This window comes from Ruminococcus flavefaciens, from assembly GCF_900116855.1.
Taxonomy (GTDB): Bacteria; Bacillota; Clostridia; order Oscillospirales; family Ruminococcaceae; genus Ruminococcus; species Ruminococcus flavefaciens_R.
This window is the reverse complement of sequence record NZ_UETD01000013.1, coordinates 87,743-102,416: the sequence shown is the minus strand read 5'-3', so window position 1 is coordinate 102,416 and position 14,674 is coordinate 87,743. Positions and strand designations below refer to the sequence as shown.

At 48.0% G+C, this 14,674-nt stretch carries 9 protein-coding genes, 2 tRNA genes and 1 riboswitch; of the genes, 4 read left to right on the top strand and 7 right to left on the bottom strand.

Annotated elements, in window-relative coordinates; genetic code table 11:
- Positions 1-19: 19 nt before the first annotated feature.
- The 6 genes from DSZ37_RS14215 to DSZ37_RS14190 are packed head-to-tail and all read right to left on the bottom strand — an operon-like array spanning position 20 to position 6,218.
- Positions 20-967 (bottom strand): DMT family transporter, encoded by a 948-nt coding sequence (locus tag DSZ37_RS14215; RefSeq protein ID WP_109727551.1) that lies wholly within the window; start codon positions 965-967, stop codon positions 20-22.
- On the bottom strand, positions 964-2,073 hold the full coding sequence (locus DSZ37_RS14210; RefSeq protein WP_109727550.1) for an ABC transporter ATP-binding protein: 1,110 nt from the start codon (positions 2,071-2,073) through the stop codon (positions 964-966). The genes DSZ37_RS14215 and DSZ37_RS14210 overlap by 4 nt, the downstream gene beginning before the upstream one ends.
- Entirely contained in the window at positions 2,066-3,088 is a 1,023-nt protein-coding gene (locus DSZ37_RS14205; protein ID WP_109727549.1) for a FecCD family ABC transporter permease, read from the bottom strand. The genes DSZ37_RS14210 and DSZ37_RS14205 overlap by 8 nt, the downstream gene beginning before the upstream one ends.
- Before the next feature lie 5 nt (positions 3,089-3,093).
- Positions 3,094-4,209, bottom strand: coding sequence for an ABC transporter substrate-binding protein (locus DSZ37_RS14200; RefSeq protein WP_109727548.1), 1,116 nt, complete (start codon positions 4,207-4,209; stop codon positions 3,094-3,096).
- Position 4,210: 1 nt separating this feature from the next.
- Positions 4,211-5,131, bottom strand: coding sequence for a hypothetical protein (locus DSZ37_RS14195; RefSeq protein ID WP_109727547.1), 921 nt, complete (start codon positions 5,129-5,131; stop codon positions 4,211-4,213).
- A 52-nt stretch (positions 5,132-5,183) separates the two neighbouring features.
- Positions 5,184-6,218 (bottom strand): sirohydrochlorin cobaltochelatase, encoded by a 1,035-nt coding sequence (locus DSZ37_RS14190; RefSeq protein ID WP_109727546.1) that lies wholly within the window; start codon positions 6,216-6,218, stop codon positions 5,184-5,186.
- A 128-nt stretch (positions 6,219-6,346) separates the two neighbouring features.
- Positions 6,347-6,554, bottom strand: a riboswitch (cobalamin riboswitch).
- 240 nt (positions 6,555-6,794) lie between these two features.
- Between DSZ37_RS14190 and DSZ37_RS14185 the strand changes: the two genes are divergently transcribed.
- The 4 genes from DSZ37_RS14185 to DSZ37_RS14170 all read left to right on the top strand — a co-directional run bounded on the left by DSZ37_RS14185 (position 6,795) and on the right by DSZ37_RS14170 (position 12,391).
- Positions 6,795-9,545: an RICIN domain-containing protein gene (locus tag DSZ37_RS14185; protein ID WP_109727545.1), complete on the top strand. Its 2,751-nt coding sequence runs from the start codon at positions 6,795-6,797 to the stop codon at positions 9,543-9,545.
- A 162-nt stretch (positions 9,546-9,707) separates the two neighbouring features.
- On the top strand, positions 9,708-12,074 hold the full coding sequence (locus DSZ37_RS14180) for a clostripain-related cysteine peptidase (protein WP_109727544.1): 2,367 nt from the start codon (positions 9,708-9,710) through the stop codon (positions 12,072-12,074).
- Positions 12,075-12,191: 117 nt separating this feature from the next.
- Positions 12,192-12,268, top strand: a tRNA-Pro gene (locus tag DSZ37_RS14175).
- A 39-nt stretch (positions 12,269-12,307) separates the two neighbouring features.
- A tRNA-Leu gene (locus DSZ37_RS14170) sits at positions 12,308-12,391 on the top strand.
- Between the two features lie 186 nt (positions 12,392-12,577).
- On the opposite strand, the gene DSZ37_RS14165 is transcribed toward DSZ37_RS14170, so the two are convergent.
- Positions 12,578-14,341, bottom strand: a complete 1,764-nt coding sequence (locus DSZ37_RS14165) for a glycoside hydrolase family 11 protein (protein ID WP_181380329.1) — start codon at positions 14,339-14,341, stop codon at positions 12,578-12,580.
- Positions 14,342-14,674 lie beyond the last annotated feature (333 nt).

The following is a 14,674-nucleotide window of genomic DNA, read 5'->3' as shown; positions in this document are numbered from 1 at the left end:
AACCAATCTTAAATTAGTCTTAAAGAGCAGTTTTTTCTCTCCTCATTATCTTTGGCGTATAATTGACTATAACAATACCCAGAGCTACCAGTCCGAGAGCTGCAACAACACGCAGCGGACCTGCCTCACTCCTCTCAGAAAGCAGCAGGAACGACAGTATAACACCAAAAACGGGATTCATAAATCCGAACACCGATATCATTGACACAGGATTATGCTTCAAAAGCGTACCCCATATAGAAAAAGCAGCTGCGGAAACGATGGCAAGATATACAAGCATTGCAGCTCCACGGAGATCGACAGTCCCGATACGTCCGCCGAGAACAAGCCCGAGTACGGTCATGAATGTTCCGCCGATGATGAACTGCCAGCCGCTGAGCATAACAGGGTCTTCCTCAGCAGAAAAACGCTTTATAAGTGCTGCCGAAAAAGCATATGACAGAGCAGAAAGGAATACAAAGCCTTCTCCCGTCAGCCTGAATCCGCCGCCTATACCGCTCAGATTAATGAGGACAACTCCAGAAAAACCGACTGCACAGCCAAGTATCTTTCTGAATGTCAGCTTCTCCGTTCTGAATATCAGCGAAGCTACAAGTATTGACAGGAACACGTTTGAAGCTGTGATGACCGAGCTTTTCATGCCTGTGCTGCGTGCGAGACCTATGTAAAAGAACGTATACTGCAATATGGTCTGGAACAGTGACAGCATCACGATCTTTGGAACAGCTTTTCTCCTCGGTATCAAAGGCTTTCGGGCAGTGAGGCTTCCCATGATCAATGCAAGAACACCTGCAAGCGCGAAGCGAAGCCCTGCGTAAAGTATCTGTGAAGCTGTATCATCGGAGCCTATGCCAGAATAGCCGTATCCAAGCTTTATACACGGAAAGGCACTTCCCCACAGCAGACAGCACAGCATCGTCAGCGGTATTACAGCTGCTTTTCTGGTAAGTACAGAGCGTTCCTTCATATATTCTCCTCTTTTTCAAGTATTCCGAGAGCTTCAGCTTCTTCGGCAAGCTGTCGGCAGCCGGCGTTCATTGTACCGAATTTCTTTACGGTGCATACTGCTCTGCCGCATTTTCTCATTATTTCGGAAGCCTTAGCAAGTTTTTCCGCCGAAACGGCTTCAAATGGCGCTTCGGTGACAAGCTCGGCAGCAAGCGCCTTCGCTGCAGGATACTCAATATCGTTTTCATGTATGATGCCTGCCGCAAAAGATATGCCTTTGCGTCTGAGTCTGCGGTAAAGCGAGATACCGCTGCCTCCTCCGCCTATTATGAATATCCCGGGAGCATCTGTGAGTCTTGAAAGCTCGGGAGAGCCATAAGCCTCACAGATGCTCCCCTCGGAAACTCCGTAAAGCTCCCCAATATAACCGTTGGAAAATATCTCCTCAGGGGTTCCGATCCTGTCAGCAGCTGAGTCCTTTATGCAAAGAATCGTATCGGATACTCGCTGTGCCAGTTCCAGCTCATGGAGCGAAAGAATGACTGCTATATTCTTCCGGGAAGCCAGCCTTTTCAGCAGATCCATCAGCTCAAGCTTTGCTCTTACATCAAGGAAGGTCGTCGGCTCGTCAAGTATGAGCACATCAGGTCTGCGGCAGATGGCTCCTGCCAGAAGAACACGCTGACGCTGTCCGTCGCTTATCCTGTCAAAATCACGCTCTGCAAGCTCAGTGACCCCAACAAGCTCCATAGCCTGCTTTACCAGTTCATGATCCTCCGCGGACAGAAGTCCCAGTCTGCCTGTGTAGGGGTAGCGTCCCATTTCCACAACGTCTATACAGCTCATATATTCGGTCTTTATCCTGCCTGTGAGGAGTACTGATACCGCTCTTGCCAGTTCATTACCGCTGAGGCTGCTGATATCTCTGCCATCAATAAAAACTTTTCCCCCAATGGGCTCGAGCTGACGGCAGATGGTTTTGAGTACAGTGGACTTTCCTGCACCGTTGGGACCGATGAGAGTAAGTATCCTCCCGCGCTGAGCTTCGAGGGTCAGCCCGTTTACTACGACATTTCTGCCGTAGCCTGCGGAAAGCTCCTCAGCTCGGAGTATCGTTTCAGACATTTGCTCTCCCCCTCTCTCTGTGAAGAAGCATATATACTACAACAGGAGCGCCGAAAACAGCCGTTACCGTGCTGATACTCAGCTCTGTGGGAGCAAACAGCGTTCGCGTTATAAGGTCGCAGAGCAGACAGAAAACAGCTCCTCCAAGAAAACAGGCAGGCAGTATCCGAACGGGCTTTGCAGTACCGAAAACGCTCTTTATAATGTGCGGGACTGCAACTCCCACGAAGGAAACAGGTCCTGCAAATGCAGTAACACAGGCAGAAAGAATACTCGAAAGCAGTATCAGCAAAGCGCGGAATGCCTTTATCCTCACACCCGAATTTACAGCATAGCTCTCGCCGAGCTGATAGGCATTCATGGGCTTTGAAAGCAGAAACGCAGCTATGCAGGCAGGAAATACTACCGCTGCCGCAGTCAGCGCTTCACCTTTGCCTATGCCGGAAAAGCTTCCCATGGACCAGTTGTGCAGGTTCACGATGTTTGAGTCGTCGGAAAAGTTCACCACGAGCTCTGTAACGGAAGAGCAGATGTAGCCTATCATTACTCCGCAGACGATAAGCACGGACATCCGCTTTACCCTGCCCGATATCATAAGAACGATGCCCATAGACATCATGGCGCCCACAAAGGCGGCTCCTATCATTCCAAGGGAGCTGACTGCAAATCCCTGTGACAGGGACAGCACCATCAGCAAGGCTACCGTAAGCTTTGCTCCCGAGGATATTCCAAGTATATAAGGACCTGCAATGGGATTTGCAAAGAAATTCTGGAGCAGAAAGCCCGATACAGCCAGCGCTCCGCCAAGAATAGCTGCCGCAGCAGTTCTCGGGAGCCTGAGCTGTGTTATGATATTATAGGCGACCTTGTCAGACTCAGGTTCGGCAAGTGCGCTTCTGAGCCGTGATACGGATATATCCGCGCTGCCTGCACATATATTTACTGCCGCAAGGATAACGAGCAGCAGCAGCAAAACAATATATCCTGCTATAAGCCGTACTCTCTGAGTCTTCACTGTTATCACTCCAGTCTGTACATGAAATTCATTTTATTATCGGCTTCACCAGTAAAAATAAGATGAAGCTCAGCTATCATATCGGCAGCTCCCGTGGTCTGCTGAAACATATTTTTCTCAGTACACCATACATCACCGTTTTTCACAGCGGTAAAATCACTCAGCAGCGGATATTTCTCCATAAGCTCGCTGATGCTCTCCACACTTCCTGCAATATCGGAATTGTATATGAGCACATCTGCGTCCCACGCCTTCTCATAAAAGGTCTCAGGCTGAATGGTCATGGTAGAAAGTGCGTTGTCATCCGTGCCAAGATCGCTGTTGGAGAAAATATACTCTCCCCCTGCCATTCGCATCATTTCGGGAACATAGTCGGCAGGCTTGCGGACCACAACTCCTCCCGACGAGTTAATGTAAAAGAAAGCAGCAGTTTTTCCGCTCTTTTCATCTGTAAGTATATCTCCGAGAAGCTGTGTCTTTTCGTTGAAAAGCTGCTCAGCCTGCTCCTCGCAGCCGAAAAGTATACCGTATAGCTTTATCCATTCCATTCTGCCGAGAGGGTCTTTCTCATAGCTTGATCGCTCAACAAGCACGGGAATGCCAAGTGCCTCTATCTGCTCCCTGACCTCTGGACTGTGATAGATCATTGTGGACTCTATGGCGAGTCCGCAGTCCATTTCAAGCAAAGCCTCATAGTCGGGAGCACTGTATTTGCCGATATAGCTTATATCTCCGCTGTCCATAGCTTCTCTGACGGAACTCAGACACCAGTCCTCATATTTAGTGGAGGTCATGGAGACCCTGTCCAGCGCACCTGCACCGTCTATGAGGTCCATAGCAGAGGAAGCGGCATTGTACACGCATTCAAGTGGCTGCTGTATGACAGCTGCGTCGGAATAGCCGGATGGAGCTGTTTTCCCCTCAGGAACTACCATGTACCTGTCCTCCCCGATAGTGACAAGTGTACAGCCGTTATCCACATACTCGGCTGTGAACTGCTTTGCATATTCAAGCTTCAGGCTGTTTTCGGGAGTCTCCGTCTTTGACACCGCTGTCCCTTTTGCAGAACAGCCTGCAAGTAAAATGCAGGCTGCTGCCGAAAGCAATATACGTTTCAGCATATCACTTTATGGTATCGGGCTCAAAGGTAAGGGTATAGCTTATCTCGTGAGGTGTACTCATGGCTGTTGTGTCAGCAGACACAGCCATCTTACCCAATGAAGAAACAGGTATGTCAAACACAGAGAACTCATCTGTGCTTGTGGGAAGTATCTTCTCACCGTCAACTACCATGTAATCGTACTTATTGCTGCTCCAAATCAGTTCGGCGTAAGCCTGTCCGTTCTCAACGGTGAGCTTTGCAGGAGACTGAACGGAAGCCTTTCCCGAGCCGCCCTCAAGAGATACTTCGATAGTATATTCGCCGTCTGAAAGACCGAGAGTATCGGGAGTTATGTCCTCAGCACCGAGCAGTGCGCCTTTAGGAAGTGAATCAGCGCGGAAAACAAGCTTTCTGTCGTACCACTGTTCCTTTCTCTTGCTGTATGCCGCACAGTCTGTCTCCTTATCAAGTGCCTCAACGGGAACTGTAAAGGCTGCAACATCGCCTTCTTCTTCGGCAGGGATATACTCAGACTCATCTGCCTTTTGAGCCTTATCCCCTGTTCCCATATAAAGGTACTCATAGCCGCTGCCGCTCATTGTAAGCCTTGCGGTCATGCTTCCGTCAGCTACTGTGAGCTTGCATTCGGTTATCTTGAACATGGTGGAGCTTGAATCAACATTGATGTCGTACTCTCCATCGGCTACGCTGTCAGCATAGACAGCTTCCATGCCCTCATAGCCTACCTCCTGCTGGGGAGCTGTGACCTGTTCTGTTGTTGCTTCGGAAGTGGTCTCCTCGGCTGTTGTCTCGGCAGCGGCAGTTTCTGTGGCTGTAGTCTCCTGAACAGCTGACGATGATGAGCTTGTCTTTTCTGAACATGAACAGAGCGAAACTGCTGAGATCAGCAGCGCAGCAATAAAAATAGTAGTCTTTTTCATATTATCACCTTTTAAAGAAGCAGCCGACACTGAGTCGGCTGCGGATCATTTATCACTTGATAGAGTCGATAGCTGCCTGTGCGTGGTCAACATAGATGCTGCGGATATCCTCGTTCTCACCGAGTCCTCTCAGAACACACTCTACGTCATAGCCCTCGGCTAAGAATGCGGACTTCCATGAGTCCTCCTCGTCGCCCGCCATATCATTGTTTGCGTGATCGCCTGCAACTACCATAAGAGGCTCAAGGATAACTCTCTTGTAATTTCCTTCCTTGACCTTTGCAATTACGTCGTCAAGTGAAGGTGTTGCTTCAACTGTACCTACATAGTAATTTGCGTAGCCGTCAGCTGTGAGAAGCTCCTGCATCTTAGCATAAATACCGTTTGATTCAGCCTCTGTACCGTGTCCCATGAAGCAGATAGCGGTCTCGCCGTCATCGTACTCCTTAGTCCATTCTGTGATAGCCTTCTCTACTCTTGAGAAGTCCTCATCTGTTGTGAGGAGAGGCTCACCGATAACTACCTTGTCAAATGCATCTGAATACTCTGCGACCTTCTCTGAAAGCTCATCGTACTCAAGTCCGTTCATCAGGTGGGTGGGCTGTACGACAAGATTCTTTACCTCGTTGTCAACTGCTCTCTGAAGTGCTGCATCAAGGTCGTCAATAAGGATACCATCGCGTCTGTTGACATGGTCGATGATAATATTTGCAGTAAATCCGCGGCGGACTGAATAATCGGGGAATGCCTTTTCCAATGCATCCTCGATAGCTCCTATTGTAAGGCGTCTGCTGTCATTGAAGCTTGTACCGAAGCTTACAACGAGAAGCTCGTTATCGCCTATATCGTCCTGATTGCGGACATTGTCAAGTGAAGCGTCGCCTGTGTCGTAGTTCTCCTCGTCGTCCATTTCCTCTTCCTCCGCTTCTGTTGTATCTTCCTCTGTAGATTCTTCGGTCGTAGTCTCAGCCACGGTCGTTGCCTCAGTTGCGGATTCGGACTTACTGTCCTTGCTGTCGCTGCTGCATGAAGCAAAGCAGGCTGCCGTCAGTGTGATTGCAGAAATAGCTGCGATAATCTTTTTCATGTTTTTCCTCCTGTTTTTCCAGGAGACAAAGGTCGTGCGCAAAAATGCCCTCCGCAAAGCAGAAGGCATGACAAAACACTCAGTATATGAGCAATGGTACGATCAATGCCTCGTGATCCGAGCTTTCAGCTCTGTACCGACAAACGGCAGGTCTCCTGACTTCCGTGCAATAACACATTTCTCCGCCTTCCCGCTTTTCGCAGTGGCTGCACTCTCCGGCACATGGATAATGCTGTACGGTCACAGTGACGAGATCGTGCAGGTCTTTCACCTGCTTCCCTATTATCTTCCTGCACCGCTCGCGCGATAGGAAGCACCGTTCACCTTTAAATATTAAATATTCATGAATACTTGTACATTATATCACAGTTGCACCGACTTTCCAAGAGTTTACCGAAAAATCGGAACTTTCGACAAAATCGCAGCATTTTTGGCGGACAATTCTATGTATCTGCCTTATACTCTTATGCACATTATATGTAATGAATTGCATACTTTTCTGCACTCCGTTTGCATTGACATTTTTTACAAAAAACACTATAATATATACAATAAATCCATCAAAGGAGGACGTTTATGAAGCTAAAAAAACTCCTTACGGCTGCACTGTCGGGACTGATGATAATGTCAGCTCAGGCTGTGATACCCTCATCTGCCGCAAACGCCCGTGTATCGGTCCACGACCCCTCAATTATCAAGGACAACGGAACATATTACGTTTTCGGCTCACATATCGAAGCAGCTAAATCTGCCGACCTTATGAACTGGAGGCGCTTCTCCAACGGCTATGCCACGAACAATAATGTGGAATTCGGCAGTCTGTCTCAGAATCTGAAAAAAGCATTCGCTTGGGCAGGCGAAGACCTTGAGGATTGCGAGGGCGGTTTTGCGGTCTGGGCTCCCGATGTTGTATGGGACGCCGATTACATAAACAGCGACGGCTCAAAGGGCGCTTACCTCATGTACTTCTGTACATCTTCGACCTATATGCGCTCGGTAATCGCATATGCTGCTTCAAAGAATATCGAGGGTCCCTATACATTTGTGGACACTCTCATATACTCCGGCTTCACGAACAATGACGCCTATGTTAAGAGCTCCACAAAGAATGTGAACAAGAAATATACCTCTACAAATATCGACGAGCTTATTGCAGCAGGTCAGGTAAGCTTCAACAACAGCTGGTTCAGAAATAATGACTTCAATAACCAGCTTTTCCCCAACGCTATCGATCCGACCATATATTTTGATACCGACGGAAAGATGTATATGTGCTACGGCTCGTGGTCGGGAGGTATCTTCACTCTGGAGATAGACCCTGCAACAGGTCAGTGCATACATCCCAAAACAGGACAGACCTCCGACGGACGCATGGTGGACAGCTACTTTGGCACAAAAATATCCGGCGGCTACGGCAAATCCGGTGAGGGTCCCTTTATTGAGTACAACGCCGATACAGGCTACTATTACCTGTGGGTAACTTATGGCGGACTTACCTCCAACGGCGGCTACAATATGCGCGTATTCCGCTCCACATCACCTCTCGGTCCGTTCACAGACCCGGCAGGAAGGCAGGCTGTACTGCCCACAAATCCCAACCTTGACGCAACAGGTCTGAAGGTCATGGGCAACTACAAATTCAGCTCCCTTGACAAAGCTTATATGGCCTGCGGACACAACTCAGTGCTCCGCGATGATGACGGAAAGTGGTACCTTTTCTATCACGCCAGATTTGACGACGGCAACGAGTTCCATGAGGTCCGTGTACACTCGATGTACTTCAACGAAAAGGGCTGGCCGGTTGTGGCTCCCTTTGAATATGCAAGGGACGAAATGTCCGCAACAGGCTACAATACCGAGGATATCGTCGGTGATTATGAATTCATTGACCACGGTACAGCTACCGACGGAAAGATAATCAATTACAGCAATATAAAGCTAAACTCCGACGGAAGTATCAGCGGTGCGGCTACAGGAAAATGGTCTCAGGCTATGGACACCTCCGCTGCGGAAATAACCATAGACGGGCAGGTCTACAACGGCTATTTCCTCGCTGCCAAGGACGAGAACGGTAAAAAGGTCATGTCATTTACTGCTGTGGGCACCAACAACCACACCATATGGGGCGCTCAGACAAAGCAGTTCACAGGTTCTCTGCGCTCGGCAACTGCTGACTTCACCGACAGCGAGTCTCAGCTCATAAACAAAGCCGAAACAGTATCCGGCACAGGTGCAGAGCCCTATCTCAGCGGCACTGCACTTCTCAGCGGTGCTTCATATTACATAGTGAACCAGAACAGCGGCATGGCTATCGACCTGCCAAACGGCAAGCTGGACGAGGGTACCAATATCCAGCAGTGGGAGCGCAACGGCAGCTGGGCTCAGCAATGGCGTATCATCTCCGTTGACAAGGACTATTGCAGGATAGTATCTGTTGGCGACGAATCCATGTGTATGGCTGTGGCAGAAAACTCAGCCGCGGACGGTGTAAACATTGAGCTCCAGAAGTACAGCGGCAAGTCCAATCAGCTGTTCAGACTGGTAAAAAGCGGTCTGGACTACGGAATAGTTTCCAAGTGCTCAGAGGGCAAGGGCGGTCTTGATGTCTATGAATGGTCAAAGGAAAACGGCGGCAACATCAACCAGTGGAACTACTGGGAGGGCGGCTGCCAGCTATGGAGCCTGCTCCCTGTTCACCCCGCAGTTACCGACGGAAGCTACACTATAAGAAACGTCAGCAGCGGCCTTTATTTGTTCAATATGAAAGGCAAGATAGTACAGTTCAACGCTCAGGGTATCAGTGTTCAGCCTGATATGTTCGGCAATATGCCTTTTACCCTTAACGATCAGATATGGACCTTCACGCGACTTTCCGATGGCACCTACTCTGTCAAGGACAAGCGCGGAAAAGCTCTTACCTCAAATGAGGGGCAGTATTTTGAGCTGACAGAGTTCACAGGCGACGACTCCCAGAAATTCACTGTCATCTGCAACAGCGACGGAAGCTATTCCCTGACTCAGGGCATCACCTGCGCTGATCTCCCCTATCCTACAGATGAATCGGAAAAGGAGTTCTGTGTGAACCTGTTTACGGGAAGCGAGAGCCAGAAATTCGTTCTCGAGCCCATCGTCCCCGAGGAAACAACTCCTGTCCTCGGTGATATAAACGGTGACGGATCACGAAACGTATCCGATCTGGTACTTCTCCAGAAATATCTCCTGAAAGCCGAAACTGTCATTGACAACGATGCTGCCGATCTCAACGGCGACGGCGTTATAGATGTATTCGACAATATAAGACTGAGAAAGCTTCTCACAAATAATTGACCTCTTGAGCGCTGTCGCAGTATCATCCCTGCGGCTGCGCCTATTTTTTGCCGATATGCCAATTTGTAACCGCTTTTAACTTGACATTCTCTGTGAAAATGTGTACAATATATATGTATGCAGGCTTTTATCCTGCTAAAGAGAAAAATTACGGAGGTTATTATGGATCCTAATCAGAACAGACCACAGGGCAGACGTAAAAACGTCACCTCTGGCGGCAGCGGAGCACATAGACGAGGCGACGGCCTCGGAACAGGTCCCGTAGGTTCCGGCAGCTATTCAGGCGGTCAGACAGGCGGCGGCGGTGGTGCCAAAAGAGCTGCTGCAGGCGGCGGAGGACTTATAACACTGCTTATTATCGGCTTTTTCCTTTTCAAAATGTTCAGCGGCGGCAGCGGAGGCGGCGGCGATCTCCTCGGCTCCCTTACAGGCGGCAGCGGCGGCGTTGATATAGGCTCTGTTCCATCAGGCTTCGGTTTCAGCACCGAGGATACTGCTTCGGGAAGCCTTACCAGTGATAATGCTGTTGACACAAGCGTTGCAACAGGCTCCCGCGATAAGAGAACAGTCATCAAGGGCAATAACGAAGACGTAGTTACCATTATGGTCTATATGTGCGGTACTGACCTCGAGTCCAAGTACGGTATGGCATCCTCCGATATGGAGGAGATGAGAGCTGCTACCTACGGCGATAACGTAAATGTCATCGTATTCACAGGCGGCTGCTCAAAGTGGAAGGTAAGCGGAATCAGCAACAAGGTCAACCAGATCTACCAAATCAAGAACGGTCAGATCGGCAGACTTGTTGAAGACGCAGGCAGCAAGCCTATGACTGACCCAAACAACCTTGCATCTTTCATTCAGTTCTGCTCAAAGAACTTCCCTGCTAACAGAAACGAGCTCATCCTCTGGGATCACGGCGGCGGATCTGTAACAGGCTACGGATATGACGAAAAGAACAAGAACAGCGGCTCAATGAGCCTTGCAGGTATCAAGCAGGCACTCAAGAGCGGCGGCGTTCAGTTTGATTTCATCGGCTTTGATGCCTGCCTTATGGCTACTGCCGAGACAGCTCTCATGCTCAACGATCACGCTGACTACCTTATCGCTTCCGAGGAAACAGAGCCCGGTATCGGCTGGTACTACACAAGATGGCTCACCAACCTCGGCAAGAACACTTCGATGCCTACTCTCGACATCGGCAAAAATATCGTTGACGATTTCGTTTCAGAGTGTGGCAAGAAGTGCAGAGGTCAGAAGACTACACTATCAGTTATCGACCTTGCCGAGTTCTCAAATACGGTTCCTTCAAAGCTTTCGTCCTTCGCAAAGTCTGTAAGCACAAAGATATCAAACAACGAGTACAAGGACATCTCAAACGCAAGATATGCTACCCGCGAATTCGCAGAGAGCTCACGCATAGATCAGGTCGATCTTGTAAATCTTGCAGAGAACGTCGGAACTGCTGAGGGTAAGGCTCTCGCAGATGCCCTCAGAAATGCTGTAAAGTATAACCTCACCTCTTCAAATATGACAAACGCTTACGGCGTTTCCATTTATTTCCCGTATCAGCGTACTTCTTACGTTGATTCAGCCTGCAATACTTACGATAAGATCGGTATGGACGCTGAGTACTCAAAGTGCATCAAGCAGTTCGCTAAGCTCGAAACAGGCGGACAGATCGCTGCGGGCGGAACAGGCTCAGCTCTCGGCTCGCTGTTTGGTCTGGGCGGTTCTTCAGGCTCATCAGGCAGCTCAGACATGATAGGCTCTCTCCTTTCAAGCTTCCTCGGCGGAGGCGGCGGCAGGAGCATTGAAGGTCTTGACAGCTCCAACACTGCATTCATGGACGATACCGATGTTGATGGCACAGCTGAGTACCTCTCCACTCATTACTTCGATCCCTCTAATCTCGTCTGGGAGCAGAAGGACGGCAAGTACACCATGAAGCTGGAAGATGCACAGTGGGAAATGGTACACAAGCTTGACCTCAATATGTTCTATGACGACGGCTCAGGATACATTGACCTCGGTCTGGATAACCTGTTCACATTCGATGATGACGGCGCTCTTATTGCCGACACAGAGAAGAACTGGCTCTCCATCAACGGCAACGTTGTAGCCTACTACCACACAGATACAACATACAACGGCACAGAACAGATCATCAGAGGCTATGTTCCTGCTCTCCTCAACGGTGAAAGAGTAAACCTCATAATCGTCTTTGACGATGAACATCCCGACGGATATATCGCAGGCGCTTCTACAGACTATGTAAACGGCGAAACAGACGCTGTTGCAAAGAACCTGACTGAGCTTACAGTTGGTGATACCCTCGACTTCATCTGCGATTACTACACTTACGATATGAAGTATCAGGACAGCTACTTCATCGGCGATCAGGTTACTGTTACAAATAATATGACCATAAGCAATACAGATGTAGGAAGCGGTTCGTGCCACATCCTCTATCGTTTCTCTGATATATACAATCAGGACTACTGGTCAGAGCCTATCGTTGTTGACTAAACGCAAGGAGCAGCCTTCGGGCTGCTCCTTTTTGTATTGTAAAAAAATAAAAATAAATACACAAAATTTATTTACACTTGACATTACTTCCCGATTGTAGTATAATATTAATGCTGTCGAGGTGTGGCTCAGTTTGGTAGAGTACTACGTTCGGGACGTAGGGGCCGCAGGTTCAAATCCTGTCACCTCGACCATAAGGACAGTATTGTATCATGTATACTGTCCTTTTATACGCCGCTGTGGTGGAATTGGCAGACACAAGGGACTTAAAATCCCTCGGTAGCAATATCGTACCGGTTCAAGTCCGGTCAGCGGCACTGAACAAAATGGACTGTATTCTCATACAGTCCATTTTGTTTTATGTAGATCATACAGTAAAAAAGCTCCCCTTTTAGTCAGCTTCCCTTAGCGGAAAAAGTGGGTTACCGAGCCTGATAGTATGGGCTCGGTAATTTTATGCCACGTTCCGCCAGAGGGGGCTCCCCTTCGGGGAGCTTTTCATTTTACTTTACGCGCTGAGGCCTTGTCTTGGGAACAGACACCTCGTCTCCGAGAACTATTCTTGTGATAAGCACCAGATCATTTATCTTTGTAGCGCCGCTGCAGTCGATATCAGCCTCAACAATAGTGTCTTTGCCGTCGATCGCCTTTATAAGCTCTCTGCGGGCAACAACAAGATCAAACGAATCAACCGTCAGATCATTGTTGAGGTCTCCGGGAATGTAAACGTCTTCCTCCTCGGCATCAGTCTCTGCATTCTCCAGCGACTCAAATCCGGCAGATACTGCAATATCAACATCATCTATCTTAACGATGTTCTTTGTGACCTCGGCAGAACCGCTTGAGCCGTCTCTGCCCTCTACGTTAAACATTACTCTTTCGGGATCAGCGATATCAAGCCCATACTTTACATATGCTGCAAGATGCGCAGTAACAGGGATAGAACCTTCCATGGTTCCGTCTTCTGAAAGCTTGTTGTCCTTGCGGACACTCCAGTATTCCTCAAAGAAGCCGTTGAACGGTGTCTTGTAAATATCGTAAATTCCGTCACCAATGGTTTCTGTACCGAGATACTCTGATCTATCGCTTATCTGCCAGTCCTTCCAGCCGTCAACTATGTAACAATCAACTCTGCTATTATTGAGACAGCTGTATGAACCTGCAAAAACTGTGCCGTCTGATTCGATATCAGCCTTATAATCTATGGAGATATCTTCACCTGCATACTCTCTTACGATAGACCTTGTGTTGTTCTTGTCAAGATAAGCGAGACCTCTGCAAAATGAAACACTGTGATTGTTATTCCATTCACAGTTGAAGTTGCCGCCGTCAAGGACGTCCATCTTCATAGTGCCGCCCTGACCGAAGATAGTATCATCGTAAAGGCTATAGAAGTATCCTCCGCGCTCATCACCTGCTGCTTCGGTGAATGTTACCTGATCTATATTCTCGGGAACATAAGGATCTTCATTTGGCTCGGGAGTTTCAGCATCGGGATCAGTAACTGCATAGTATATGCTATTCCGAAGAACATTAGCCTTGCCCTTAGAGTTGTACGGGTCAACGCAAAGCATTACCTCATAAAGATCGTCAACAGGCATTCCTGCCTCTTCCCATGCGGCAAAATGCTCGGATACAGCTATCGTATTGGAGAAAGTGCTGTAGTCCTCTGAAAGCTTCTCACGGCGAACGCTCCAGTACTGATAAGGACCGATCGATGAGTTCAATGTGCAAAGTGATGAAACAGTTCTTACTTTGTAAATGTCATATACTCCGCCTTCTGTCTCTACTGAACCAACAGGCTCCTTATCCTGACAAGGCTTGTAATCGCCCCAGTCATCAATTATAAAGTACTCTGTTGAACAGTCATTCATCCAGCCATATGCGCCAAAGGTATAGTAACCGTCACAATCTACATTGGCACGGTATGAGATATAGATGTCAGAGCCTTCGATATAACTGGTGCCGCGTTTATCAACTTTATGTCCTGTCATGAACAGGGCGCTGTCGGTAAGGTCCCATTCGCAGTTGTATACACCGAAGCTGCCGACACTGAATTTTGTCTCATCGGCTTCATTGCTCCTCCATGCAGCGTAATCATAGAGTCCGCTGCAGCCCTCAACATTGGTTTGATCAGTATTGATCTCCTCAAAAGGCAAGAAAGACCACGACGGATCATCTTCTGCATGGGCAGCAGCGATCCCACCTGACATACACATGGAGGCTGACATGGCAATGGATACGATTCGTTTGAATAGTTTGTTCATTATTATTCCTCCTATCATGCAATTTAAAGCCTTTTAGGCTTTATAACCAAATAATATCACCATATTTGAATTAATTCAAGTAAATTATTGTGCAAAAATGTTGTATTTTAATCGCTTTCTTACCAAAAATTGCTTTTTTCATCTGTTCCTTGTCAATTATTGCCTTATTAATGAGCAGAACTTATCTATACTTTTTTGTTATATGTGCTTAACGTTTTTATATTGATAATGCGGCATTTTTTCTGAAATCCTATTGACATTATTATAATTATATAGTATAATTAGTCTCGGTTAACAACTTTATTCATTTAAAGCTTTACAAGTTTATAATTC